The 23,536-nt window shown below is 64.5% G+C and carries 25 protein-coding genes and 1 other RNA gene; 20 read left to right on the top strand and 6 right to left on the bottom strand.

Going from position 1 to position 23,536, the window contains the following annotated elements; translation table 11 throughout:
- Positions 1-18: 18 nt before the first annotated feature.
- The 5 genes from HU230_RS22050 to ssrA form a co-directional block, all read right to left on the bottom strand.
- Positions 19-294 carry a ribbon-helix-helix domain-containing protein gene (locus tag HU230_RS22050; protein ID WP_024580116.1) on the bottom strand — a complete coding sequence of 92 codons (276 nt, stop codon included), beginning with the start codon at positions 292-294 and terminating at the stop codon, positions 19-21.
- Positions 291-479 carry a DUF4169 family protein gene (locus HU230_RS22045; RefSeq protein WP_173637960.1) on the bottom strand — a complete coding sequence of 63 codons (189 nt, stop codon included), beginning with the start codon at positions 477-479 and terminating at the stop codon, positions 291-293. The genes HU230_RS22050 and HU230_RS22045 overlap by 4 nt, the downstream gene beginning before the upstream one ends.
- A 275-nt stretch (positions 480-754) precedes the next feature.
- Positions 755-2,170, bottom strand: coding sequence for a class II fumarate hydratase (gene fumC / locus HU230_RS22040; protein ID WP_224924531.1), 1,416 nt, complete (start codon positions 2,168-2,170; stop codon positions 755-757).
- 176 nt (positions 2,171-2,346) lie between these two features.
- Positions 2,347-2,868, bottom strand: a complete 522-nt coding sequence (locus tag HU230_RS22035) for an SspB family protein (protein ID WP_176529874.1) — start codon at positions 2,866-2,868, stop codon at positions 2,347-2,349.
- 143 nt (positions 2,869-3,011) lie between these two features.
- Positions 3,012-3,378, bottom strand: a transfer-messenger RNA (tmRNA) gene (ssrA, locus tag HU230_RS22030).
- Positions 3,379-3,478: 100 nt separating this feature from the next.
- Between ssrA and HU230_RS22025 the strand changes: the two genes are divergently transcribed.
- From HU230_RS22025 to HU230_RS21970, 12 genes are all read left to right on the top strand, one after another.
- Complete coding sequence (locus HU230_RS22025; RefSeq protein WP_176529875.1) at positions 3,479-4,090, top strand: chromate transporter; 612 nt, start codon at positions 3,479-3,481, stop codon at positions 4,088-4,090.
- Positions 4,087-4,620 carry a chromate transporter gene (locus HU230_RS22020; RefSeq protein ID WP_176529876.1) on the top strand — a complete coding sequence of 178 codons (534 nt, stop codon included), beginning with the start codon at positions 4,087-4,089 and terminating at the stop codon, positions 4,618-4,620. Before HU230_RS22025 ends, HU230_RS22020 begins: the two co-directional genes overlap by 4 nt.
- Before the next feature lie 93 nt (positions 4,621-4,713).
- Positions 4,714-5,214: a tripartite tricarboxylate transporter TctB family protein gene (locus HU230_RS22015; protein WP_176529877.1), complete on the top strand. Its 501-nt coding sequence runs from the start codon at positions 4,714-4,716 to the stop codon at positions 5,212-5,214.
- A gap of 7 nt (positions 5,215-5,221) precedes the next feature.
- Positions 5,222-6,736, top strand: a complete 1,515-nt coding sequence (locus HU230_RS22010; protein ID WP_210284198.1) for a tripartite tricarboxylate transporter permease — start codon at positions 5,222-5,224, stop codon at positions 6,734-6,736.
- Between the two features lie 187 nt (positions 6,737-6,923).
- Positions 6,924-7,904 carry a tripartite tricarboxylate transporter substrate binding protein BugD gene (locus tag HU230_RS22005; protein WP_176529879.1) on the top strand — a complete coding sequence of 327 codons (981 nt, stop codon included), beginning with the start codon at positions 6,924-6,926 and terminating at the stop codon, positions 7,902-7,904.
- Positions 7,905-8,080: 176 nt separating this feature from the next.
- Positions 8,081-8,875, top strand: coding sequence for a thymidylate synthase (locus HU230_RS22000; protein WP_176529880.1), 795 nt, complete (start codon positions 8,081-8,083; stop codon positions 8,873-8,875).
- Positions 8,876-8,883: 8 nt separating this feature from the next.
- Complete coding sequence (locus HU230_RS21995) at positions 8,884-9,369, top strand: GNAT family N-acetyltransferase (protein WP_176529881.1); 486 nt, start codon at positions 8,884-8,886, stop codon at positions 9,367-9,369.
- Positions 9,369-9,881, top strand: a complete 513-nt coding sequence (locus tag HU230_RS21990; protein WP_176529882.1) for a dihydrofolate reductase — start codon at positions 9,369-9,371, stop codon at positions 9,879-9,881. The genes HU230_RS21995 and HU230_RS21990 overlap by 1 nt, the downstream gene beginning before the upstream one ends.
- A gap of 144 nt (positions 9,882-10,025) precedes the next feature.
- Positions 10,026-11,168: an FtsH protease activity modulator HflK gene (gene hflK, locus HU230_RS21985; protein WP_176529883.1), complete on the top strand. Its 1,143-nt coding sequence runs from the start codon at positions 10,026-10,028 to the stop codon at positions 11,166-11,168.
- A complete protein-coding gene (gene hflC, locus HU230_RS21980) occupies positions 11,165-12,064 on the top strand; it encodes a protease modulator HflC (protein ID WP_176529884.1) in 900 nt (299 codons plus the stop codon). Before hflK ends, hflC begins: the two co-directional genes overlap by 4 nt.
- Positions 12,065-12,172: 108 nt before the next feature.
- A complete protein-coding gene (locus tag HU230_RS21975; protein WP_092115850.1) occupies positions 12,173-12,373 on the top strand; it encodes a DUF2065 domain-containing protein in 201 nt (66 codons plus the stop codon).
- Positions 12,374-12,559: 186 nt separating this feature from the next.
- Complete coding sequence (locus HU230_RS21970) at positions 12,560-14,056, top strand: Do family serine endopeptidase (protein WP_176529885.1); 1,497 nt, start codon at positions 12,560-12,562, stop codon at positions 14,054-14,056.
- Positions 14,057-14,168: 112 nt separating this feature from the next.
- Here HU230_RS21970 and serB read toward each other — a convergent pair whose 3' ends face one another.
- The gene (serB, locus tag HU230_RS21965; protein ID WP_176529886.1) at positions 14,169-15,074 is read right to left on the bottom strand and encodes a phosphoserine phosphatase SerB; all 906 of its coding nucleotides are present in this window, start codon (positions 15,072-15,074) and stop codon (positions 14,169-14,171) included.
- On the opposite strand from serB, the gene miaA reads away from it, so the two are divergent.
- From miaA to ilvC, 8 genes are all read left to right on the top strand, one after another.
- Positions 15,073-16,002 (top strand): tRNA (adenosine(37)-N6)-dimethylallyltransferase MiaA, encoded by a 930-nt coding sequence (miaA, locus tag HU230_RS21960; protein ID WP_176529887.1) that lies wholly within the window; start codon positions 15,073-15,075, stop codon positions 16,000-16,002. The genes serB and miaA overlap by 2 nt on opposite strands.
- A gap of 450 nt (positions 16,003-16,452) precedes the next feature.
- A complete protein-coding gene (locus HU230_RS21955; protein ID WP_176529888.1) occupies positions 16,453-18,228 on the top strand; it encodes an acetolactate synthase 3 large subunit in 1,776 nt (591 codons plus the stop codon).
- A gap of 195 nt (positions 18,229-18,423) precedes the next feature.
- A complete protein-coding gene (locus HU230_RS21950) occupies positions 18,424-19,410 on the top strand; it encodes a threonine dehydratase (protein ID WP_176529889.1) in 987 nt (328 codons plus the stop codon).
- Between the two features lie 21 nt (positions 19,411-19,431).
- Positions 19,432-19,974, top strand: a complete 543-nt coding sequence (gene ilvN, locus HU230_RS21945) for an acetolactate synthase small subunit (RefSeq protein WP_016841057.1) — start codon at positions 19,432-19,434, stop codon at positions 19,972-19,974.
- Positions 19,975-19,977: 3 nt separating this feature from the next.
- Positions 19,978-20,673 (top strand): class I SAM-dependent methyltransferase, encoded by a 696-nt coding sequence (locus HU230_RS21940; protein ID WP_050628421.1) that lies wholly within the window; start codon positions 19,978-19,980, stop codon positions 20,671-20,673.
- A 44-nt stretch (positions 20,674-20,717) separates the two neighbouring features.
- The gene (locus HU230_RS21935; RefSeq protein ID WP_176529890.1) at positions 20,718-21,596 is read left to right on the top strand and encodes an EamA family transporter; all 879 of its coding nucleotides are present in this window, start codon (positions 20,718-20,720) and stop codon (positions 21,594-21,596) included.
- A 7-nt stretch (positions 21,597-21,603) separates the two neighbouring features.
- The gene (locus HU230_RS21930; protein WP_176529891.1) at positions 21,604-22,212 is read left to right on the top strand and encodes a LysE family translocator; all 609 of its coding nucleotides are present in this window, start codon (positions 21,604-21,606) and stop codon (positions 22,210-22,212) included.
- Between the two features lie 150 nt (positions 22,213-22,362).
- Positions 22,363-23,382: a ketol-acid reductoisomerase gene (ilvC, locus tag HU230_RS21925; protein ID WP_028342350.1), complete on the top strand. Its 1,020-nt coding sequence runs from the start codon at positions 22,363-22,365 to the stop codon at positions 23,380-23,382.
- Positions 23,383-23,536: the final 154 nt, after the last annotated feature.

The raw sequence follows: 23,536 nt of genomic DNA, 5'->3' as shown, positions 1-23,536 counted from the left end.
CGACGGTCGGCAAGGCCATCAGGCCTGCTGGCGCGTGTCGACCTGTTGCGGCCTGACATCCGTCGGCACGGCCGGGGTGGCGCGCGAACGGAAGTAGTCGAGCACGAAAAGCCGGATCGCGGAGGACAGATTGCCCTGCTGACGGTTGTTGTCGATCTCGCCGACCAACTCCGACAGCGTCATGTTCCGCAGACCGGAAATCTCCTTCATGCCGTTCCAGAAGGCTTCTTCGAGGCTGACGCTGGTCTTGTGACCGGCGACGACGATCGACCGCTTGACGACGGGAGACTTCATGATGCGTCACCACTTTCGATGCGGTGCTGATCGAGCACGCGCGTACTGCGCTCGCCGAGAAATTCGTCACGCGCTCGTTCGGACTTGGTGCGACCGAATAGCGCACGATTGGCTTCGGCCTGCTTTGCTGCTTGTTCGCGCTCACCGCGCTTCTTGAATCGTTTCAGGTTGACCACGTCGCCCATGCTCGTCGTCCTCATCGTCCCCAGAGCGGAATTGGTGATGCATCGTGACGAAAGCAAGAGCGATCGCGCAAAGCGCCCGGCTCGATATCCATCCCGAATCCCCATTTGATGCTTGTGATAGCATCAAAGAATCCGTCTCGCTCTGCGAAAACTAGACGTCTGTACCATGCGCCAGCGCAGAGCTGATAGGCAAACAGCCTTAGCCTTTAGGCGTTATGATCCATAATTATATCACGCGCGCTGACCGTAATTATCCGGACATTGCGCGCTTCGCTTCAGCCGGGGTGTGTCATTTTGTCCGGCTGCACGAGGCGATCAAATTCGTCGGCAGTTACGAATCCGAGCCGCAAAGCCTCTTCCTTCAACGTCGTTCCGCGTGCGTGCGCCGACTTCGCAACCTTGGCTGCGTTGTCGTAACCGATCTTCGGCGCGAGCGCCGTCACCAGCATCAGCGAGCGCTGCATCAGCTCGTTGATGCGCTTTTCGTCGGCGCGTATTCCGACAACGCAATGCTCAGTAAATGAGCGGACAACGTCAGACAGCAACTGAATGGAATTTATCATACAATATGCCAACACGGGCTTGTACACGTTGAGCTCGAAATGGCCTTGGCTGCCGGCGACGGTGATCGTGGTCTGATTGCCGAACACCTGGCAGCAGACCATGGTCATGGCCTCGCACTGGGTCGGATTGACCTTGCCCGGCATGATCGACGAGCCCGGCTCGTTCTCGGGCAGCACCAGCTCGCCGAGGCCCGAGCGCGGGCCCGAGCCGAGGAAACGGATATCGTTGGCGATCTTGAACAGGCCGGTCGCCACCGAATTGATCGCGCCGTGCACCAGCACATAGGCGTCGTTGGAAGCCAGCGCCTCGAACTTGTTGGCCGCACTGGTGAACGGCAGCTTGGTAATCTCGGCGACATGCCTGGCGAAGGCGTTGGCGAATTCCGGCTTCGAGTTGAGGCCGGTGCCAACAGCAGTGCCCCCTTGCGCCAGCGGGAACAACTCCTTCACCGCCGAGTGCAGCCGCGCGATGCCGCTCTCGACCTGCGCGGCGTAGCCGGAGAATTCCTGGCCGAGCGTCAGCGGTGTCGCGTCCTGGGTATGCGTGCGTCCGATCTTCACGATCTTGGCAAACGCTTCCTGCTTCTGGTGCAGCGCCCGATGCAGCTCGGTAAGGGCAGGGATCAGGTCGGCGATGATGCGGTCCGCCGCAGCGATATGCATCGCAGTCGGAAACGAGTCGTTCGACGACTGGCTCATGTTGACGTGATCATTCGGATGGATCGGCTGCTTGGCGCCGAGCTCGCCGCCGAGCATCTGGTTGGCGCGGTTTGCGATCACCTCGTTCACGTTCATGTTGGTTTGCGTGCCCGAGCCGGTCTGCCAGACGACCAGCGGAAAATGATCGTCGAGCTTGCCCTCGATCACTTCCCTGGCGGCGCTGATGATGGCGTCAGCGCGGCGTGCATCGAGCTGGCCGAGTTCGCGATTGGTTTCAGCTGCGGCGAGCTTGACGATGGCGAGTGCGTGAATGATCGCGATCGGCATCCGGTCGTGGCCGATCTTGAAATTCTGCCGCGAGCGCTCGGTCTGCGCGCCCCAGTAGCGATCGGCGGCGACGTCGATCGGACCGAAGCTGTCGGTCTCGCTACGGGTGGCGGCGTTGGATGGTGTCGTCGATTGAGCCATGGATGCTCTCCGTTGCGTCATCAGAACGTGATCCGGCGGTGCGCCAGCTTTTCGTCGCGGCAACGCGACAGCGTCCGCGCGGAAGCACGTTCATGCAGAAGATAGTCCGGGATGACGATCTGTCATCCCGGCCCTCGGATGCATCCTACAAGCTCGAGGATCGATCGGTGTTTAGATTATTTCTTGCGGAAGCGGTCCAGCCGCACGACCTCGGCGCCTTCGCTGGGCTTCGCAGGCTCCTGCTCGGTCTCGGCCGTCTCGGGCTCGACTGCCGCCCGGGCGGCCGGTGCGGGAAGGGGAGAGGCCGCTGCCGTCGCGGGCGGGGCCTCCTCGGACAATGCCTCCGAGACGTCGAACCGCAGATCGAACGGTGCGGACGGATCGAGGAAGCGGGTCACCGCGGCGAACGGCACGTTCAGCCGCTCGGGAATCCCGCCGAACGACAGGCCGACCTCGAACCGGTCCTCGGTCACCACCAGATCCCAGAACTGGTGCTGCAGGATGATGGTCATCTCCTCCGGATACTGCGCGAGCAGCCGCGGCGACAGCTTCACGCCGTCGCCGTGCGAGAGGAAGGTGATGTAGAAATGGTGCTCACCCGGCAGGCCATGTTCGGCGGCGTCGGACAAGACCCGGCGCAGCACCCCGCGCAGCGCGTCGCGCGCCAGCACGTCATATCGGATGTGATCGGTCGCCATCGTATTCCTGTCGCTTCGAAAATGCCGGCAAGGCACCGCCGGACCCGTCCGACTCGCCCTTTTGGCCATGCTACTCCGCCGGGACGTGGAAATCAGCAGGGCTGGCAGCGGAAAATGCGGGCGGACGCCCGATCGGAAAATAAAGTGGAGGCTTCTGTTGCCAGGTGCCTCCGAACCCCGCCTAACGGAGCTTAACCCGTTAGGACTTTAAGATGGTCTTTCAAACTGCGTTACGCAGCCTGAGCAACCGGAGCAAAGTTGTCGTTGGCAACTATTGCATTAGCCCGATAACGGCGGAACCATACCGAGAAAAAACACGCCCTTTACGCCCTCGTCGATCCTATTTCGCCCCCGCCAAAAGCCACCGAAGCAAGGGGCTCGGGATGGGTTTTGGTGGAGGCGCCGGGTACCGCCCCCGGGTCCGAATGGTTTATTGCGACGGTCATTTATTTCCATAGCCGGCGAACCGGCACCCCCAATATAGGCGGCACGGACGGAGAAAAATAGAGCCGATTCAGGCTTGTTCAGGTGTGAAAACCCGCCGATTTGGGTTGGCGGCGTCTTGGCGCTGTGTCTTGGCACTGTCCTGGCGCCGTTCTAGATTTTGCCCATGCCCCCGGAATCCCCGCCGGCTGCCGCCCCGGCGCCGGATGCCTCCGTACCGTCTCCGCCCCTCCAGCCCGGCCTGCTCGAGCTGTTCCTGGCCTTTGCCAAGATGTCGCTGGCCGGCTTTGGCGGGGTCCTGGTCTGGGCCCGGCGGTCGATCGTCGAGCAGCACCGCTGGATGACGGCGGAGGAGTTCAACGAGACCTTCGCGCTGTGCCATTTCCTGCCAGGTCCGAACATCGTCAACCTGTCGGTTGTATTCGGCTCGCGCTTTCGCGGCATCGCCGGCGGGCTTGCGGCCTTCGCCGGGCTGGTCGGACCGCCGATGGTGATCGCGACCGTCCTTGCCGCACTCTATGCCCGCTACGGCGATATCGACATCCTGCGCCGGACACTCGCCGGCGTGGCCTGTGCCGCGGTCGGGCTGCTGTTCGCCGTCGTCCTCAAGATGATGATGCCGCTGTTGAAGCGGCGCGATGTCACAGGCCTCGCCATTCTGTCCGCGGTTTTCGTCGCGATCGGTCTGATCCGATGGCCGCTCCAGATCGTGCTGCTGGTGGCGATCCCGCTCAGCATTGCAACGACGGTCCTGGCGCGCCGCATGGTGAAGGCATGAATTCGGAGTCCAGCCCGATCGCAGCGCTGGTCTGGACCTTCGGCCTGATGTCGCTGTTTGCGGTCGGCGGGGCCAATTCGGCGATCCCCGAAATGCACCGCGCCGCTGTCGACGTGCATCACTGGCTGACCGACAAGCAGTTCGCCGACGTGTTCGCGATCTCGCAGCTCTCGCCGGGACCGAACGTGCTGATCGTGACGCTGATAGGCTATTCTGTCGCAGGCGTCGGCGGGGCATTGGCCGCGACGCTGGCGATGTGCGGACCGACCGCGCTGCTCGCCTATTATGTGAGCCGTTTCCTCGATCGCTCGCGCGACGCGCGCTGGCCGGCGATCATTCAGGCCGCATTGGTTCCGCTGTCGATCGGCTTGATGGCCGCCTCCGGCCTGATCGTGGCGCAGACATCAGACCAAAGTTGGATCGCGGTCCTGATCACCATTGTCGCAGCCGCGCTTGCCTTTGCGACACGGACCAATCCCTTATGGATGTTGCTTGCCGGAGCTCTCTTGGGTTTTGCTGGCGTTGTCTGACGAAAATCGCTAGCAAGGCTTTCGGTCAACGCACCACAAGCCAAGCCATTCAATCACAACGGGCGGGACAGCCCTGACGGGGGAAGCGAAGTCATGAGCGATACGCCAAGCGAGGCGCCGGTCAAATCGATCTTGCCGGAATGGGTGCGCGGTCCGCAGGACTTTGTCGGCGGGATCGCCATGATGGCGGTTGCGGTGTTTGCCTTGTGGGCCTCCAGCGATCTGCAGGGCATGCACGGATTCTCGTTCGGCGCCGGAACCGCGCCGCGCATGTTCGCCGTGCTGCTGCTGTTGCTCGGCGGTGCTGTGGCGCTGGTGGGAGTTCTGCGGGATGGTCCGCATATCGCGGCCTATTCCTGGCGCGGGCCGCTGTTCGTGTCGGCGGCAATCGTGTTCTTCGCGGTGGCGATCCGTCCGCTCGGGCTCGTGGTCTCCGCCTTTGCCGCCTTCCTGATCGCGGCGATGGGCTCGCATGAGACGAAATGGATCGAAGCCATCATCGTCGGCGGCTGCCTGACGATCGGTTGCGCGCTGCTTTTCCCCTACGTGCTGGGACTTCCGATGCCGATGTTCCCGCGTTTCCTGATCCAGTGAGGGCGTGATGGAACTGTTTGCCAATCTCGCCCACGGCTTCGCGGTCGCGTTCTCGCCGATCAACCTTCTGATGTGCCTGATCGGTGCGCTGGTCGGCACGCTGGTCGGCGTGCTGCCGGGCATCGGCACCATCGCCACCGTCGCGATGCTGCTGCCGATCACCTTCGGCCTGCCGCCGGTCGGCGCGCTGATCATGCTCGCCGGCATCTATTACGGCGCCCAGTATGGCGGCTCGACCACCTCGATCCTGGTCAACATTCCCGGTGAAGCGACCTCTGTGGTCACCGCGCTCGACGGCCACCAGATGGCACGACAGGGCCGCGCCGGCCCGGCGCTCGCGATCGCTGCGATCGGTTCGTTCTTCGCCGGTTGCGTCGCAACCGTGCTGATCGCCGTGCTCGGCGCGCCGCTGACCAAGCTCGCGCTGGCGTTCGGCCCGGCCGAATACTTCTCCCTGATGGTGCTCGGCCTGATCTTCGCGGTGGTGCTTGCCAAGGGCTCGGTGCTGAAGGCGATCGCGATGATCGTGTTCGGCCTGTTGCTGTCGATGGTCGGCTCCGACATCGAGACCGGCGCCTCGCGCATGGCCTTCAATATCCCCGAGCTTGCCGACGGCCTCGGCTTCGCGACGGTGGCGATGGGCGTGTTCGGCTTTGCGGAGATCATCCGCAACCTCGACGCCGGTGCCGAGGTGAGCCGCGACCTGGTCCAGCAGAAGATCACCGGCCTGATGCCGACCAGGAAGGACCTGGTGGATTCCGCGCCGGCGATCGTCCGCGGCACCATCTTGGGCTCGATCCTTGGCATCCTGCCGGGCGGCGGCGCGGTGATTGCCTCGTTCGCGGCCTATACGCTGGAAAAGAAGATTGCAAAGGATCCATCGCGGTTCGGTCGCGGTGCGATCGAGGGCGTGGCAGCGCCGGAGAGCGCCAACAACGCTGCGGCGCAGACCTCGTTCATCCCGCTGCTCACGCTCGGCATCCCGCCGAATGCGGTGATGGCGCTGATGGTCGGCGCGATGACCATTCATGGCATCGTGCCGGGTCCGCAGGTGATGGTGAAGCAGCCCGACCTGGTCTGGGGCATGATCGCCTCGATGTGGATCGGCAATCTGATGCTGATCATCATCAACCTGCCGCTGGTCGGCATCTGGGTCCGTCTGCTCCGCGTACCGTACCGGCTGATGTTCCCCTCGATCGTGGTGTTCTGCGCGATCGGCATCTACTCGGTGAACAACGCGCCGGTCGACGTCGTGCTCGCAGGCGCGTTCGGTCTGGTCGGCTACTGGCTGATCAAGCACGATTTCGAGCCGGCACCGCTGCTGCTCGGCATGGTGCTCGGCCCGCTGATGGAAGAAAACCTGCGGCGTGCACTCCTGATCTCGCGCGGCGACTGGAGCGTGTTCCTGTCGCGGCCGCTGTCGGCGGTGCTGCTGGCGATCGCGGCGGGGCTCCTGGTGCTTGCCGTGCTGCCGACCTTGCGTGCCAAGCGCGACGAAGTGTTCGTGGAGTCCGAGGGCTAAAGCATGATCCGGAAAAGTGTGAAGCGGTTTTCCGGATAGATCATGCTCAAACAAGGAGCGCCAGCCCTGCGTCGGCGCGCCGCAGGCGGAAGTCGAATCGACACTCGATGTCGTCTCATGGAATGAAAATGCCGGCCGATTTGGCCGGCATTTTTATTTGGTCAAAACGTTCCCGGGAGGAATTGAGATGATGTCCATTCGCTCGCTTGCGGGCGCATGCCTTTCGGCATTTGCGGCGCTGGGCGCATTCGCCGTGCCGGCCTCCGCGCAAACCTATCCGACGCGCACCATCACCATGATCGTGCCGTTCGCAGCCGGCGGTCCGACCGATGTCATCTCGCGCATCGTCACCGCGCACATGGCGCAGACGCTCGGACAGAGCATCGTCATCGAGAACGTGGTCGGTGCCGGCGGAACCACGGCGACGACGCGTGCCGCGCGCGCCGCCAATGACGGCTACACGCTGGTCACCGGACATATGGGCACGCACGCGGCTTCCGTGCCGCTCTATCCGAAACTCGCCTATCATCCAGAAAAGGATTTCGAACCCGTCGCGCTGCTCGCGGGCACGCCGATCCTGATCCTTGCCCGCAAGGATTTCCCGCCGAAGGATCTGAAGGAATTCGTCGCCTACGTGAAGGCCAATGCCGAGAAGGTCAACGCCGCGCATGCCGGCATCGGTTCGGTCTCGCATGCCTCCTGCGAGCTGTTGAACTCGATCCTCGACGTCAAGCCGGTCGGCGTGCCCTTCAACGGCACCGGCCCTGCGATGAACGCGCTGGTCGCCGGCCAGGTCGATTACATGTGCGACCAGATCGTCAACGCGGTGCCGCAGATCAACGCCGGCACCATCAAGGCCTATGCGATCGCCACCCCCGAGCGCAATCCGTCGCTCCCCAATGTCCCGACCACGGCGGAGGCCGGCCTGCCGGCGTTCCAGGCCCAAGCCTGGAACGCGATCTTCGCGCCGAAGGGAACTTCGCCCGCGATCATCGCCACGCTGAATGCAGCGGCCATCAAGGCGCTCAACGACGAGAACGTGCGCAAGCGGCTGCTCGAGCTCGGCAGCGTGATCCCGGCGCCCGCCAACCGCACGCCGGAGGCGCTGGCGACCCTCGTCAAGAACGAGATCGCGAAGTGGACCCCGGTGCTCAAGCCGGCAAGTTAAGCCAACGCGATCAATCGGATAGGGCAGGGGCGGAACACAGGTTCCGCCCCTTGTCGTTTGGCTCAAGGGTGCTCACTTTTCAGGGTATAATCGGTGTAATCCGCCGAATCGGCATGTCGGTTGGCAGCCTCGGCCGTTAAGTTCGCCGCTTCCCCGAAGGGTCCGAAACCAGCGCCATGAACCAGTATCACGACCTGCTCGAACGCATCCTCGCCGACGGCGCCGAGAAGCACGACCGTACCGGCACCGGCACGCTGTCGATCTTCGGCCACCAGATGCGCTTCAACCTCTCGGCCGGCTTTCCGATGCTGACCACCAAGCGGTTGCCGCTGAAGGCGATCGTGCACGAACTGCTCTGGTTCCTCGCCGGCGACACCAACATCAAATATCTCAACGACAACGGCGTCACGATCTGGGACGAATGGGCCGATGCCAACGGCGATCTCGGTCCGGTCTACGGCTCGCAATGGCGCTCGTGGCCCGCGCCCGATGGCCGCAGCATCGACCAGATCACGAACGTGATCGAGATGATCAAGCGCAATCCGGACTCGCGGCGGCTGATCGTCAGCGCCTGGAATCCAGCCGAGGTCGACAAGATGGCGCTGCCGCCGTGCCACTGTCTGTTCCAGTTCTATGTCGCGAACGGCAAATTGTCCTGCCAGCTCTATCAGCGCTCGGCCGACGTCTTCCTCGGCGTACCCTTCAACATCGCCTCCTACGCGCTGCTGACCATGATGGTCGCGCAGGTCACCGGCCTCAGGCCCGGCGATTTCGTGCACTCGCTCGGCGACGCACATCTCTACTCGAACCATATCGAGCAGGCGCATCTGCAATTGACGCGGCCGACGCGGCCGTTGCCGACGATGGCGATCAATCCCGACGTGAAGGATATCTTCGCGTTCCGCTACGAGGACTTCAAACTCGAGGGTTACGACCCGCATCCGCACATCAAGGCTGAAGTCGCGGTCTGAGGGATTAGATGTCGCTGACCATCCGCCGTGCGCGGCCCGATGAGGCCGGACTGGTGTTCTCGCTGGTCCGCGAGCTCGCCGACTACGAAAAGCTTTTGCACGAGGTCCACGCCAGCGAGGCCGATATCGCCGAGGCGCTGTTCGGCCCCAACCCGCGGCTTACCTGCGACATCGCGGAATGGAACGGCGAGCCGGCCGGCTTCGCGGTCTGGTTCGTCAACTTCTCGACCTTCGCCGGTCGCCACGGCATCTATCTCGAGGATCTCTTCGTGCGTCCGGCACTGCGCGGCAAGGGGATCGGCAAGGCGCTGCTGGTGCATCTGGCGAAGCAATGCCTCGCCAATGGCTGGGCGCGGCTGCAATGGGCGGTGCTCGACTGGAACGCGCCGTCGATCGCATTTTACAAGTCGCTCGGCGCCGAGCTGATGGACGAATGGACGATTTGCCGCGTCTCCGGTCCGGCGCTGTCGGCGCTCGCGGAAGGAGCGCGCTGATGGAGATCGTGCTCGTCGTCGCGGTCGCCGAGAACGGCGTGATCGGAAATGCCAACGCAATTCCGTGGCGGCTGAAGACCGATCAGCAGCGCTTCAAGGCCATCACCATCAACCGGCCCGTCGTGATGGGACGCAAGACGTTCGAATCCCTGCGCAGGCCGCTGCCGGGTCGCACCAACATCGTGGTGACGCGCGATGCGAACTATCGCGCGCGTGGCGCGATCGTCACCACATCGTTCGAAACTGCTCGCGCAATTGCGCTTGGTGACGCGCTGCGGCGTTTCGCCACTGAAATTGCCGTCATCGGTGGCGCGGAGATCTATGCGCAATGGATGGGCACGGTCGACCGGCTGGAGATCACCGAGGTTCACGCCCGGCCGGACGGCGATACACGGTTCGACAAAATCGACGCAAAGGAGTGGGACGAGGTCGCGCGCGTGCGAAATCCGGCAGGTCCGGACGACAGCGCCGACTTCTCCTATGTGACATATCGTCGGCGCGGCCGGGGTTAACCAATGTTTGCATTGACAATTGTGGCCCGGCGCATAGCTCGTCCGGCCAGGAAGCTTGCGTTGTAAGGGCCTGAGCGGTCCCCTATAACCGGGCCGGACATTCGAGGCCGGGCGTCCCGTCCGGACTTGTCGAGGAGACGTTTGATGCCGTGGAAAAATCAAGGCGGGGGGCCATGGGGCTCGGGTCCGAAAGGGCCATGGGGCTCAGGTCCGCAGTCGGCCGGGCCAAGGCCGCCGGATCTTGAGGATCTGCTGCGGCGCGGCCAGGACCGGCTGCAGCAGTGGCTGCCCGGCGGTCATTTCAGCGGCATGGGCATCGCGCTGGTGCTGGTCGCCGCGCTGGCGATCTGGTTCGCCACCGGGATATTCCGCGTCCAGTCCGAAGAGCTCGGCGTCGTGCTGCGCTTCGGCAAATACGTCCGCGATGCGCAGCCGGGCCTGCGCTATCACCTGCCGTATCCGATCGAGACGGTGCTGCTGCCGAAGGCGCTGCGCGTCAACACGATCTCGATCGGCATGACCCTGATCGACGATCCCGCACGGCGCGGCCGCACCATGCGCGACGTGCCGGAAGAGAGCCTGATGCTGACCGGTGACGAGAACATCGTCGACGTCGACTTCACCGTGCTCTGGCGTATCAAGCCAGGCGGGGCCGGCGCCTACCTGTTCAACATCCAGAATCCGGAAGGCACCGTGAAGGCGGTCGCCGAAAGCGCGATGCGTGAGGTGATCGGCCGCTCGCAGATCCAGCCGATCCTGACCGGGGCGCGCAACGTCACCGAGCAGAACGTCCAGGAGCTGATGCAGAAGACGCTCGATTCCTACAGCGCGGGCATCCAGATCGCGCAGGTGCAGATGCAGAAGGTCGATCCGCCGGCGCAGGTGATCGACGCATTCCGCGACGTGCAGGCGGCGCGCTCCGACCTCGAGCGCAAGCAGAACGAGGCGCAGACCTACGCCAACCGGATCGTGCCGGAAGCGCGTGGCCGTTCCGCGCAGATCCTGCAGGCCGCCGAAGGCTACAAGGAGCAGGCGGTCGCCGAGGCCAAGGGCCAGAGCGCACGCTTCCTGAAAGTCTATGATGAGTACAAGAAGGCACCCGAAGTGACGCGCGAGCGCATCTATCTGGAGACCATGGAACGCGTGCTCGGCAGTTCCGAGAAGCTGGTCTATGACGGCGGCCAGGGCCAGAACATCGTGCCCTACCTTCCGCTCGGCGAACTGACGCCGCGGCGTCCGCCGGCACCGCCGGCCACGACCGGCCAGCAGCAGGGAGCCACCCGATGAGGTCCCCTGTTACCGGCATTGTGTCCCTGATCGTCCTCTTTGTCGTGCTCGCCGTCGGCTACAGCTCGATGTTCACCGTGCAGCAGACCGAGCAGACCATCGTCCTGCGGTTCGGCGAGCCGGTTGAGGTCGTCACCGATCCCGGCCTGCACTTCAAGGCGCCGTGGAATTCGGTGATCAACGTCGACAAGCGCATCCTCGATCTCGAAAACCCGTCGCAGGAGGTGATCGCCTCCGACCAGAAGCGGCTCGTGGTCGACGCCTTCGCGCGCTATCGCATCAAGAATGCGCTGCGCTACTACACCAGCGTCGGCTCGATCCAGGCCGCCAATCTGCAGCTGACCACGCTCTTGAATGCGGCGCTGCGCCGCGTGCTCGGCGAGGTCACCTTCATCACGGTGGTGCGTGACGAGCGCGAGAAGCTGATGGCACGGATTCGCGAGCAGCTCGACAAGGAGGCCGACGGCTACGGCATCGAGGTCGTCGACGTCAGGATCCGCCGCGCCGACCTGCCGGAGCAGAACAGCCAGGCAGTGTACGACCGGATGAAGTCCGAGCGTCAGCGCGAAGCCGCCGAGTTCCGTGCCCAGGGCGACCAGAAGGCGCAGGAGATCCGCTCCAGGGCCGACCGTGAAGCGACCGTGATCGTCGCCGATGCGAACTCGACCGCGGAGCAAACCCGCGGTGCGGGCGATGCCGAGCGCAACCGCCTGTTCGCCGAGGCCTATGGCAAGGACAAGGACTTCTTTGCGTTCTATCGCTCGATGACGGCCTATGAGAACAGCCTCAAGTCCGGCGACACGCGTTTCCTGTTGCGGCCGGACTCGGAATTCTTCAGATACTTCGGCAATGCGAACGGCAAGGCGCCTGAGGCGGCCGCCGCGCCGAAGCAGTAACGTCCAGACCTGAACATCACGACCTGAACACCACGATCTGGCGGCGATGCGGATCACGCGTCGCCGCCACTCAACAACAACAAGCATCGAGCGGGAGGCTGCCATCCGATGAAGTCCATAGCGTTCGGCGACTTCCTCATCGGGTTGGGAATCCTGTTCGTGCTCGAAGGCATCCTGTTTGCGGCAAGCCCCGCCTGGATGCGCCGGGCGATGAAGAGCGCGCTGGCCACGCCCGACAACATCCTGCGCATCGTCGGCATCGGCTCGGCGGTTGCGGGACTGATCCTGATCTGGCTGGTGCGGCGCTGATCGTTGCCTGTTCCACCGCGCAGACCGCGCCGGAATGAACATAATCGTGAGCCTCTCGCAGCCGGTTTTTCGCCGAAATGCCCGGGTGAGATGCTTGCGCCATATGCCCGTTCGGGCGCACTCTGTGATCACGGGCGCATACTGCGACCAGCTAATTTGAACCCGTTTGCCTGGAGAAACTCCGACATGATCGCTGCCAGACCAGCCCTGAGCCGTCGCCTCCGCATGATGGGAGCTGCGATCTCGATCGGTGCTGCGAGCATGCTGAGCTCCGTGCCGGCGTTCGCACGCGGCCCCGAGGGCATCGCCGACATCGCCGAGAAGGTGATCGACGCCGTCGTCAACATCTCGACGTCGCAGACGATCGAGGCCAAGGACCGGACGATGCCGCAATTGCCGCCCGGCTCGCCGTTCGAGGAGTTCTTCGACGACTTCTTCAAGAATCGCCGCGGCCCGCCCGGCAAGGGCGGCGACAAGAGCGGAGAGTTCCAGCCGCGCAAGACCAACTCGCTCGGCTCGGGCTTCATCGTCGACACCGCGGGCATCGTCGTCACCAACAACCACGTCATCGCCGACGCCGACGAGATCAACGTCATCCTCAACGACGGCACCAAGATCAAGGCCGAGCTGGTCGGCGTCGACAAGAAGACCGACCTCGCGGTCCTGAAGTTCAAGCCGCCGAAGCCGCTCACCGCGGTCAAGTTCGGCGACAGCGACAAGATCCGCCTCGGCGACTGGGTGGTCGCGATCGGCAATCCGTTCAGTCTCGGCGGCACGGTGACCGCGGGCATCGTCTCGGCCAAGAACCGCGACATCAGCCAAGGGCCGTATGACAGCTACATCCAGACCGACGCCGCCATCAACCGCGGCAATTCCGGCGGTCCGCTGTTCAACCTCGATGGCGAGGTGATCGGCGTCAACACGCTGATCATCTCCCCGACCGGCGGCTCGATCGGCCTCGGTTTCGCCGTGCCGTCGAAGACGGTGGCCGGCGTCGTCGACCAGTTGCAGAAGTTCGGCGAGCTACGCCGCGGCTGGCTCGGCGTTCGTATCCAGCAGGTCACCGACGAGATCGCCGACAGCCTCAACATCAAGCCGGCGCGCGGCGCGCTGGTTGCCGGCGTCGACGACAAGGGCCCGGCCAAGCCGGCCGGCATCGAGCCGGGCGACGTCGTCGTCAAGTTCGACGGCAAGGACGTCAAGGATCCGAAAGATCTGTCGCGCATCGTCGCCGATACCGCGGTCGGCAAGGAAGTCGACGTCGTCGTCATCCGCAAGGGCAATGAAGAGACCCGCAAGGTCACGCTCGGCCGGCTCGAGGACAACGACAAGGTTCAGCAGGCCAACGCCAAGCCCAAGGACGACACCGCCGAGAAGCCGGTGACCCAGAAGGCGCTCGGTCTCGATCTCGCGGCTCTGAGCAAGGATCTGCGCACCAAGTACAAGATCAAGGACAGCGTGAAGGGTGTCATTGTCACCGGCGTCGACAGCAACTCCGATGCCGCCGAGAAGCGGCTGTCGGCTGGCGACGTCATCGTCGAGGTGGCGCAGGAGGCGGTGTCCAGCGCCGCCGACATCAAGAAGCGGATCGACCAGCTGAAGAAGGACGGCAAGAAGTCCGTGCTACTGCTGGTCTCCAACGGTGACGGCGAACTGCGCTTCGTCGCCCTCGGCGTGCAGTAGAAGCGCGCTGACGCCTCACCCTCACTGTCATCCCCCGCGAAAGCGGGGGATCCAGTACGCCGCGGCCGCTCTTGTTGAGAAAAGTAGGCAGGGGACGACAAGCTTCGCGAGCCTACTCCGCCACGAATTCGTCCCGCCGATAGCCCTGCGCATAGAGCAGCGCGGTGAGGTCGCCGTGATCGATCCGCGCCGCCGCGGCGGCTGCGACTGCCGGCTTGGCGTGGTAGGCGACGCCGAGACCTGCGGCCTGGATCATGCCGAGATCGTTGGCGCCATCGCCCGCGACCAGCGTATCCATGTCGTCGAGGTCGAAGGATTCGGTCAGCTCGACCAGGGTGGCGAGCTTGGTGGCGCGGCCGAGGATCGGCTCGATCACTTCGCCGGTCAGCTTGCCGTCCGCGACCTGCAACTGGTTGGCGCGGTTCTCCTGGAAGCCGATCTTCTCTGCGACCACCTTGGTGAACAGGGTGAAGCCGCCGGAGATCAGGCAGGTATAGGCGCCGTGCGCGCGCATCGTCCTGACCAGCGCGCGGCCGCCCGGCGTCGGCGTGATGCGCTTCTCCAGCACCTCGTCGACGACGCCGACCGGCAGGCCCTTGAGCAGCGCGACGCGCTCGCGCAGCGCCGATTCGAACTCGATCTCGCCGCGCATCGCGCGCTCGGTGATGGCGGCGACATGGGCCTTCAGCCCGGCGAAATCGGCGAGCTCGTCGATGCATTCCTGGCCGATCATGGTCGAATCCATGTCGGCCAGAAAAAGCTTCTTGCGCCGGCCGATCCGAGGCTGCACGACAATGTCGATCGGCAGGTCGCCGCGGGCCTGGCGCAGGCGCTCCTCGATGGCCTTGATGTCGTCCCTGCTGGCGTCCTGACGCTCGAACGGAATGTCGACGGCGACCTCGTTGAACAGCCACTGCGCCGGGCCCGGTGAGGGCAGCACGGCCCGCGCACCGTCGACGATGGTGGAGTCGAGCGCGGGGCTTGCAGGATTGCAGATCAGCGTGGCAACGAGGGACATGCAGGCGCATTCAGGATTGTTGGACAAGGCGGTGCTTATCGCAGGGCCGACCGCCAGCGGCAAGTCGGCGCTGGCGCTCGAGCTTGCCCAGCGCGCCGGCGGGGTCGTGATCAACACCGACTCGATGCAGGTCTATCGCGACCTCCGGATCATCACCGCGCGGCCGACCGCCGCCGAGGAGGCGCAGGTTCCGCACAGGCTCTATGGCCATGTCGATGCCGGCGTGAATTTTTCCGCGGGCGCCTGGGTGGCGGATGCGGCCAGGGTGCTCGGTGGGGCCCGTGCGGACAAGCGCCTGCCGATCTTCATCGGTGGCTCGGGCCTCTATTTCAAGGCACTGACGCGCGGGCTGTCGGCGGTGCCACCGATACCCCCTGATGTGCGCGACGGCGTGCGCGCAAGGCTGGAGCAGCACGGCGTCGAGGCGCTGCATGCCGAGCTTGCACTGCGCGATCCGGTATCGGCCGAACGGCTGAAGCCGCGCGACCGCACCCGCATCGCGCGGGCGCTTGAGGTCATCGAGGCCACCGGCCGCCCGCTGCCGGACTGGCATCGCGATGGCCTGCCGCCGCTGCTGCCGCCGGGGCAATTCCATGCGCTGTTTCTCGCGCCGGAGCGCGAGCGGCTCTATGCGCGGATCGATGCGCGGTTTGGCGCGATGCTCGATACTGGTGCGCTCGACGAGGTCGCGGCGCTGGCCGCGCGCGGGCTTGATCCGCTGCTGCCGGCTATGAAGGCCCATGGCGTCCCGGCGCTGATCCGGCACCTCAAGGGGGAGATCAGCCGGGAGGAGGCCGCCGAGATCGGTCGGGCCGACACCCGCCACTACGCCAAGCGCCAGTTCACCTGGTTTCGTCACCAGCTCCCGGAATTCGAATGGGTGGTGCCCGAGGCCGCGGGAGATTGGCTGGAGGGGCGGATCTCGTAGGCCCCGTAGCCCGGATGGAGCGCAGCGAAATCCGGGGTCCATTCGGGCAGACTGTCCCGGATTACGCTGCGCTCCATCCGGGCTACGGCCTCTCGGACTCCGGCCTCCGGGCGCCCGTCTGCCATGCGCGTTGCGCCGCGCAAAAACACTCGCCGAACGGCTGGAACCCCGTTACACTTCAAAAATCGCGAAACTGCCTGCCTTGCCTTGACATTCGGGCTTTGGCCGCTATGTTCGCGCAACCTTTGGGAAGACTGGGTCGTCTCGTGCGCAATATTATTACCAAACTGCTTATCGCCGTCGTACCCAGGCACACCGCCGGGGATGGCTAGCGGCCATCCAAATTCGGGCGGTGTGCATGGGGCCTCTAGGGCCCCTTTTTATTGCCCGAAGCAGAATTGACGAGAACTGACAAAAGCCGCGCAAAAACAAGCGCATCCGGAGCGAACCATGACCGACAAGAGCCACGATCCCAATCAGATGACCGGCGCCGCGATGATCGTGCGCGCGCTCATCGATCACGGCGTGCAGCATGTCTTCGGCTATCCCGGCGGTGCGGTCCTTCCGATCTACGACGAGATTTTCCAGCAGAGCGAAGTCGAGCATATCCTGGTCCGCCACGAGCAGGGCGCCGGTCATGCCGCCGAAGGCTATGCCCGCTCGACCGGCAAACCCGGCGTGGTGCTGGTGACGTCCGGTCCCGGCGCCACCAACATGGTGACGCCGCTGACCGACGCGCTGATGGATTCGATCCCGCTGGTCTGCATCACCGGCCAGGTGCCGACCCACCTGATTGGCAACGACGCCTTCCAGGAATGCGACACCGTCGGCATCACGCGGCCCGCCACCAAGCACAACTGGCTGGTGCGCGACGTCAACGACCTCGCCAGGGTGCTGCACGAAGCCTTCTATGTCGCCACCACTGGCCGCCCCGGTCCGGTGCTGGTCGACGTGCCGAAGGACGTGCAGTTCGCGACCGGCACCTATCATCCGCCGCGCAAGTCGGACGTCCACATCTCCTACACGCCGCGCGTGAAGGGCGATGCGACCCAGATCCGCAAGGCGGTGGCGCTGCTCGCCAATGCAAAGCGTCCCGTGATCTATTCCGGCGGCGGCGTGATCAATTCGGGTCCGGAGGCTTCCAAGCTGCTGCGTCAGCTGGTGGAGGCGACCGGCTTCCCGATCACCTCGACCCTGATGGGACTGGGAGCCTATCCGGCGTCGGGGCCGAACTGGCTCGGCATGCTCGGCATGCACGGCACCTACGAAGCCAACATGACCATGCATGATTGCGACGTCATGCTGTGCGTCGGCGCGCGCTTCGACGACCGCATCACCGGCCGCGTCGATGCTTTCTCGCCGGGCTCGAAGAAGATCCACATCGATATCGACCCGTCCTCGATCAACAAGAACATCCGCGTCGACGTGCCGATCATCGGTGACGCCGGCAACGTGCTCGGCGACCTGTTGCAGGTGTTCAAGGCGGAGGCGAAGAAGCCGGATATCAAGGCGTGGTGGCAGCAGATCGCGCAATGGCGCGCGCGCAACTCGCTGTCCTACCGCAAGAACAACGATATCATCCTGCCGCAATACGCGATCCAGCGGCTGTTCGAGCTGACCCGCGGCAAGGACACCTACATCACGACCGAAGTCGGTCAGCACCAGATGTGGGCCGCGCAGTTCTTCGGCTTCGAGGAGCCGCACCGCTGGATGACCTCCGGCGGTCTCGGCACCATGGGCTACGGCCTGCCGGCCGCGGTCGGCGTGCAGGTGGCGCATCCGGACAGCTTGGTGATCGACATCGCCGGCGACGCCTCGGTGCAGATGACGATCCAGGAGATGTCGACCGCGGTTCAGTTCGAGCTGCCGATCAAGATCTTCATCCTGAACAACCAGTACATGGGCATGGTGCGGCAGTGGCAGCAGCTGCTGCACGGCAACCGCCTGTCGCATTCGTACTCCGAAGCGCTGCCGGACTTCGTCAAGCTCGCCGAAGCCTATGGCTGCGTCGGCCTGCAGGCGACCAAGCCAGCCGACCTCGATGGCGCGATCAAGGAGATGATCTCGATCAGGCGCCCGGTGCTGTTCGACTGCCGCGTCGCGGCGCTGGAGAACTGCTTCCCGATGATCCCGTCGGGCAAGGCGCACAACGAGATGCTACTGCCGGAAGAAGCGACCGATGAGGCGACCGCGAAGGCCTTTGCCGGCGGCAAGGCGCTGGTGTGATGATGCGCGACACGCGACGAGCACTCCAGCTTCACCTCTCCCCGCAAGCGGGGCGAGGTCGGATTGCGCGTGAGCGCAATCCGGGTGAGGGGGCTCTCCGCGAGTCCGACTCTCACCGCCACTGCGGAGGCTCTCCCTCACCCCAACCCTCTCCCCGCAAGCGGGGCGAGGGAGCAGACCGCTGGCGGGGCTGCCATGTTTGATCTAGGAGAGCTCGAGCGCGCGCACAGGATCGTCGGCACCGCGGTGCCGGCGACGCCGGCGTATGCCTGGCCGTTACTGGCCGAACGGCTCGGCACCGAGGTCGTGGTCAAGCATGAGAACCACACGCCGATCGGCGCCTTCAAGGTGCGCGGCGGCCTGGTCTATCTCGAACGGTTGAAGCGCGAGCGGCCCGATGTGCCCGGCATCATCTCGGCGACGCGCGGCAATCACGGCCAGAGTCTGGCGTTTGCCGCGAGCCGCCACGGCGTGCCGGCGGTGATCTATGTGCCGCGCGGCAACTCGGTCGAGAAGAACCGTGCCATGCATGCGTTCGGCGCCGAGCTGGTCGAGCACGGCGAGGACTTTCAGGCCGCGCGGGAAGAGGCCGAGCGCCGTGCCCAGTTCGCCGGCCTGCACATGGTGCCGTCGTTCCATCCGGACCTGGTGCTGGGTGTTGCGACCTACGCGCTCGAGCTGTTTCGTGCGGCGCCCGATCTCGACATTCTCTATGTGCCGATCGGGCAGGGCTCCGGCATCTCCGGCTGCATCATGGCGCGCGACCTGCTCGGCCTGAAAACCGAGATCATCGGTGTGCAGTCGACCGAGGCGCCGTCCTATGCGCTGTCGTTCGCGGCCGGAAAGATCGTGACCACCGAGACCAGCAACACGCTTGCCGACGGCATGGCGACGCGGATTCCGGACGCGGATGCATTCGCCCTGATCCGCAAGGGCGCCTCGCGCATCGTGCAGGTCACCGACGACGAGGTCGGGCAGGCGATCCGTGCCTACTGGACCGACACCCACAACCTCGCCGAGGGCGCAGGCGCCGCGGCGCTCGCAGCCGCGCTGCAGGAAAAGAGCAAGCTCGCCGGCAAGCGGGTCGGCCTGATCCTGAGCGGCGGCAATATCGATTTCGATCTGTTCCGGACCTGGATCGGGACGGATGCTGCGCCGGCCGCCCAGCGGGCGGTGGCGTGAAAAGAATGTAAGGGGACGACCATGAACCAGCCCGCATCCGCCTACTTCCTCGAGGAACGTCACGATCCGAACGAGACGCACACGCTGTCCGTCCTCGTGCAGAACGAGCCCGGCGTGCTCGCGCGCGTGATCGGGCTGTTCTCCGGCCGCGGCTACAACATCGAGAGTCTCACGGTTTCGGAAACCGAGAGCCAGAAGCACCTCTCGCGGATCACCATCGTCACCACGGGCACGCCGATGGTGATCCAGCAGATCAAGCATCAGCTCGACCGCATGATCCCGGTTTATCGGGTCGTCGACATGACGCTGACCGGCAGCTCGATCGAGCGCGAGCTTGCGATGGTCAAGGTGAGGGGCGGTGGCGATCACCGCGTCGAGGCGCTGCGGCTGGCGGATGCGTTCCGCGCCCGGGTGATCGATGCCACGACCGAGAGCTTCGTGTTCGAGATCACGGGCAATTCGTCCAAGATCAGTCAGTTCATCGACCTGATGCGCCCGCTGGGCCTGGTCGAGGTGTCACGAACCGGGGTGGCCGCGATCACGCGTGGGCCGGAAGGGATGTGAATCATGTTGGCGCGCGACTGGTACTATACGCAACGGCGGCAAGTCGGTCTCGATACCGCGGTTGCCTCGATCTATGACGTCAGCGAGGACAGCGATGTCCGGGCCCGCCAGGCGCTGACCATGCTCGGCGTCAAGCCGGGCTGGCGGATCGCCGATATCGGCTGCGGCAACGGCGTGCTGGCGACCGAGGCGGCGCTGATGGGCGCCGAGGTCGACGCCATCGACATCTCGCCGGCGATGATCGGGCTTGCCGAAATCTATGCGCGCGACCGCAAGGCGAAGATCCGGACCCAGCCGGCCGGGCTGTTGTCCTTTGCCTATCAGCCGAATTCCTACGACCTCATCGTCAGCGAGTTCACGCTGCACCACCTGCCGGACTTCTGGAAGGCAGTGGCGCTGTCGCGGATCTTCAACGCGCTGAAGCCCGGCGCGAACTTCTATCTGCGCGACATGGTGTTCGTCAGCATGCCCGACGGGGTCGATCGCGATGTCGAGGGCTGGGCGGATTTCTCGATCAAGAACCACGATTTCGAGCGCGAAAGCGTGATGACCCATATGCGCGACGAATACTCGACCTTCGGCTGGGTGATGGAGCGCATGCTGACCGAGACCGGTTTCACGCTGGTCGCCGCCGACTATCACGCGCCGCTGCACGGCACCTATCTGCTGCGCAAGCCGAAGCCGGACGAACAGATCTAGATCCTCGCATCGACAGAGCCAAACCGAACCAAAGAAGAAGAACAATGAAGCCGGCCGATGTTGGCATCGCCGTCATGGTCGCGGTGATCTGGGGACTTGCGTTCGTCGCGAGCCGGATCGCGCTCGATGAGCTGCCGCCCGAATTGATGACGGCGCTGCGCTTCGGCATCGCGGCGGTGCCGTGCCTGTTGCTGCCCAGGCCGGGCCAGGTCTCGTGGCCGCTGTTGATCGGAATCAGCCTGACCTTGTTCCTTGGTCAGTTCCTTGCGCAATCCATCGCCATCGCCCACGGCATGCCGGTCGGGCTTACCAGCGTGATCGTGCAGAGCCAGGCGCTGTTCACCATCGGCTTTGCCGCGGTGCTGTTCGGCGAATTGCCGTCGCGGCTGCAGACCGTGGGCATCGCCATCGCCGCGATCGGCCTGCTGATGATCTGCGGCACCGTCGGATACGATTTCAGCGTCACAGCCTTTGCCATCCTGATGATCTCGCCGGTCTCGTTCGCAATCGGAAACCTGCTGCTGCGGCCGGCGCAGGGCGCGCGCATGTTCGACCTGTTCGCATGGCTGTGCCTGTGTGCGGCGATCCCGCTGTTCGGCCTGTCGCTGCTAACGCTGGGCGCGAAGCCGATGTGGCAGGCGCTGTCGCATCTGTCGCCGGCCGGCATTGTCTCGATGCTGTTCGTCGGCACCGTTTCCACCAGCATCGCCTATTGGCTGTGGGGCCGACTGCTCCGGGATTATCCGGCGGCGCAGGTGGTGCCGTTCGCGCTGCTGGTGCCGTTCGTCGGCTCCGCCGCCTCCAGCATCGTGTTCGGCGAGAGGTTCGGGCCGCTGCGGCTCGCCGGCATGCTCACGGTCATCGCCGGCATCGCCGTGATGCTGCTGTCGAAGCGGCCAAAAGCTCTGCCGAAAGTCGCGTGAGGGCGCTATGTCGAATTCGCTGCTGTTTGCCTTTGTCGTGTTTGCCGTCGTGATGTTCTTCACGCCAGGCCCCAACAACATCATGCTGCTGTCCTCGGGGCTGACCTACGGCTTCCGCCGCACGGTGCCCCACATCGCCGGCATCACGGTCGGCTTCGCCTTCATGGTCGGTGCGGTCGGCGTTGGCCTCGGGGCGGTCTTCATCGCCTATCCGGTGCTGCAGACGATCCTCAAATATGGCGGCGTCGCCTATCTGGTCTATCTCGCCGCCGTCATCGCCATGGCCGAACCGCCCTCGGCGGACAAGAACGACGGGCCCGGCCGCGGCCCGATGACGTTCTGGGGGGCGGCCATGTTCCAGTGGATCAATGCCAAGGGCTGGGTGATGGTGATCGGCACCATCACGGCCTACGCGGCGATTGCCTCCTTCCCTTGGAACATCGCGATCCAGGTCGGCCTGAGCCTGGTCCTGGGGACGGTGTCCTGCATTGTCTGGGCGCTGTTCGGCACCGCCCTGCGGCCGATCCTGACCTCGCCCCGGGCGATCCGCGTCTTCAATGTGGTGATGGCCATCCTGCTGCTGGCCTCGCTCTACCCGGTCTTCATGGACGCATGATGCCGCACCGCGCCATGCGAGATGGGGGTTTCCCCTGAGGGGGAAAATGCTCTAGACAACGCCGGAAATTCGCGGGCGCCCGGCGGTTCTGACCTTCCGAAAGCCTGACTCATCGGCCGATTTTGGCCCCCTGCAAACGAGGAAAACACGATGCGAGTTTACTACGATCGCGATGCCGACCTGAACCTGATCAAGGGCAAGAAGGTCGCCATCGTCGGCTACGGCAGCCAGGGCCACGCCCACGCGCTGAACCTGAAGGATTCCGGCGTCAAGGAAGTGGCGATCGCGCTGCGCAAGGGTTCGGCCTCGGCCAAGAAGGCTGAGAACGCCGGCTTCAAGGTGATGGAAGTCGCCGAGGCCGCCAAGTGGGCCGACCTCGTCATGATGCTGACCCCGGACGAGCTGCAGGGCGACATCTATCGCGAGCACCTGCACGACAACATGAAGAAGGGCGCGGCGCTCGTGTTCGCCCACGGCCTCAACGTGCACTTCAACCTGCTCGATCCGCGTGCCGACCTCGACGTGCTGATGATCGCGCCGAAGGGCCCCGGCCACACCGTGCGTTCAGAGTATCAGCGCGGCGGCGGCGTGCCCTGCCTGATCGCGATCGCCAAGGATTCGTCGGGCAACGCCCATGATCTCGGCCTCAGCTACGCTTCGGCGATCGGCGGCGGCCGCGCCGGCATCATCGAGACCACCTTCAAGGAAGAGTGCGAGACCGACCTGTTCGGCGAGCAGGTGGTGCTCTGCGGCGGCCTGGTCGAGCTGATCAAGGGCGGCTACGAGACGCTGGTCGAGGCCGGCTACGCGCCCGAAATGGCCTATTTCGAGTGCCTGCACGAAGTGAAGCTGATCGTCGACCTGATCTATGAAGGCGGCATCGCTAACATGAACTACTCGATCTCCAACACCGCCGAATACGGCGAGTATGTCACTGGTCCGCGCATCGTCACGGCCGAGACCAAGGCGGAGATGAAGCGCGTGCTTGCCGACATCCAGGGCGGCAAGTTCGCCCGCGACTGGATGCTGGAGAACAAGGTCAACCAGACCTCGTTCAAGGCGACCCGCGCCAAGCTCGCCCAGCATCCGATCGAGGAAGTCGGCGCCAAGCTGCGCGACATGATGCCCTGGATCAAGAAGGGCGCGCTGGTCGACAAGAGCAAGAACTAAGCGCCGGACGCGTGGGTGTGAGGTGGGTTAGCGGAGCGTGACCCACCGCGTCTCCGCGGAACGAATTGGTGGGTTACGCCTTCGGCTAACCCACCCTTCGCATCGAATCAAAAAAGGGTGGGCGCGTTGCCCACCCTTTTTCTATGTCACGAAG

The sequence above is a fragment of the Bradyrhizobium quebecense genome, from assembly GCF_013373795.3.
Taxonomy (GTDB): domain Bacteria; phylum Pseudomonadota; class Alphaproteobacteria; order Rhizobiales; family Xanthobacteraceae; genus Bradyrhizobium; species Bradyrhizobium quebecense.
The sequence above is the reverse complement of the archived record's forward strand: the minus strand, read 5'-3'. Positions and strand labels throughout refer to the sequence as shown.

Bases quoted from the DNA above. Each gene is read 5' to 3' on its own strand.
- HU230_RS22050 (WP_024580116.1), bottom strand. From the start codon at position 294: ATGAAGTCTCCCGTCGTCAAGCGGTCGATCGTCGTCGCCGGTCACAAG.
- HU230_RS22045 (WP_173637960.1), bottom strand. From the start codon at position 479: ATGGGCGACGTGGTCAACCTGAAACGATTCAAGAAGCGCGGTGAGCGC.
- fumC (WP_224924531.1), bottom strand. From the start codon at position 2,170: ATGGCTCAATCGACGACACCATCCAACGCCGCCACCCGTAGCGAGACC.
- HU230_RS22035 (WP_176529874.1), bottom strand. From the start codon at position 2,868: ATGGCGACCGATCACATCCGATATGACGTGCTGGCGCGCGACGCGCTG.
- HU230_RS22025 (WP_176529875.1), top strand. From the start codon at position 3,479: ATGCCCCCGGAATCCCCGCCGGCTGCCGCCCCGGCGCCGGATGCCTCC.
- HU230_RS22020 (WP_176529876.1), top strand. From the start codon at position 4,087: ATGAATTCGGAGTCCAGCCCGATCGCAGCGCTGGTCTGGACCTTCGGC.
- HU230_RS22015 (WP_176529877.1), top strand. From the start codon at position 4,714: ATGAGCGATACGCCAAGCGAGGCGCCGGTCAAATCGATCTTGCCGGAA.
- HU230_RS22010 (WP_210284198.1), top strand. From the start codon at position 5,222: ATGGAACTGTTTGCCAATCTCGCCCACGGCTTCGCGGTCGCGTTCTCG.
- HU230_RS22005 (WP_176529879.1), top strand. From the start codon at position 6,924: ATGATGTCCATTCGCTCGCTTGCGGGCGCATGCCTTTCGGCATTTGCG.
- HU230_RS22000 (WP_176529880.1), top strand. From the start codon at position 8,081: ATGAACCAGTATCACGACCTGCTCGAACGCATCCTCGCCGACGGCGCC.
- HU230_RS21995 (WP_176529881.1), top strand. From the start codon at position 8,884: ATGTCGCTGACCATCCGCCGTGCGCGGCCCGATGAGGCCGGACTGGTG.
- HU230_RS21990 (WP_176529882.1), top strand. From the start codon at position 9,369: ATGGAGATCGTGCTCGTCGTCGCGGTCGCCGAGAACGGCGTGATCGGA.
- hflK (WP_176529883.1), top strand. From the start codon at position 10,026: ATGCCGTGGAAAAATCAAGGCGGGGGGCCATGGGGCTCGGGTCCGAAA.
- hflC (WP_176529884.1), top strand. From the start codon at position 11,165: ATGAGGTCCCCTGTTACCGGCATTGTGTCCCTGATCGTCCTCTTTGTC.
- HU230_RS21975 (WP_092115850.1), top strand. From the start codon at position 12,173: ATGAAGTCCATAGCGTTCGGCGACTTCCTCATCGGGTTGGGAATCCTG.
- HU230_RS21970 (WP_176529885.1), top strand. From the start codon at position 12,560: ATGATCGCTGCCAGACCAGCCCTGAGCCGTCGCCTCCGCATGATGGGA.
- miaA (WP_176529887.1), top strand. From the start codon at position 15,073: ATGCAGGCGCATTCAGGATTGTTGGACAAGGCGGTGCTTATCGCAGGG.
- serB (WP_176529886.1), bottom strand. From the start codon at position 15,074: ATGTCCCTCGTTGCCACGCTGATCTGCAATCCTGCAAGCCCCGCGCTC.
- HU230_RS21955 (WP_176529888.1), top strand. From the start codon at position 16,453: ATGACCGACAAGAGCCACGATCCCAATCAGATGACCGGCGCCGCGATG.
- HU230_RS21950 (WP_176529889.1), top strand. From the start codon at position 18,424: ATGTTTGATCTAGGAGAGCTCGAGCGCGCGCACAGGATCGTCGGCACC.
- ilvN (WP_016841057.1), top strand. From the start codon at position 19,432: ATGAACCAGCCCGCATCCGCCTACTTCCTCGAGGAACGTCACGATCCG.
- HU230_RS21940 (WP_050628421.1), top strand. From the start codon at position 19,978: ATGTTGGCGCGCGACTGGTACTATACGCAACGGCGGCAAGTCGGTCTC.
- HU230_RS21935 (WP_176529890.1), top strand. From the start codon at position 20,718: ATGAAGCCGGCCGATGTTGGCATCGCCGTCATGGTCGCGGTGATCTGG.
- HU230_RS21930 (WP_176529891.1), top strand. From the start codon at position 21,604: ATGTCGAATTCGCTGCTGTTTGCCTTTGTCGTGTTTGCCGTCGTGATG.
- ilvC (WP_028342350.1), top strand. From the start codon at position 22,363: ATGCGAGTTTACTACGATCGCGATGCCGACCTGAACCTGATCAAGGGC.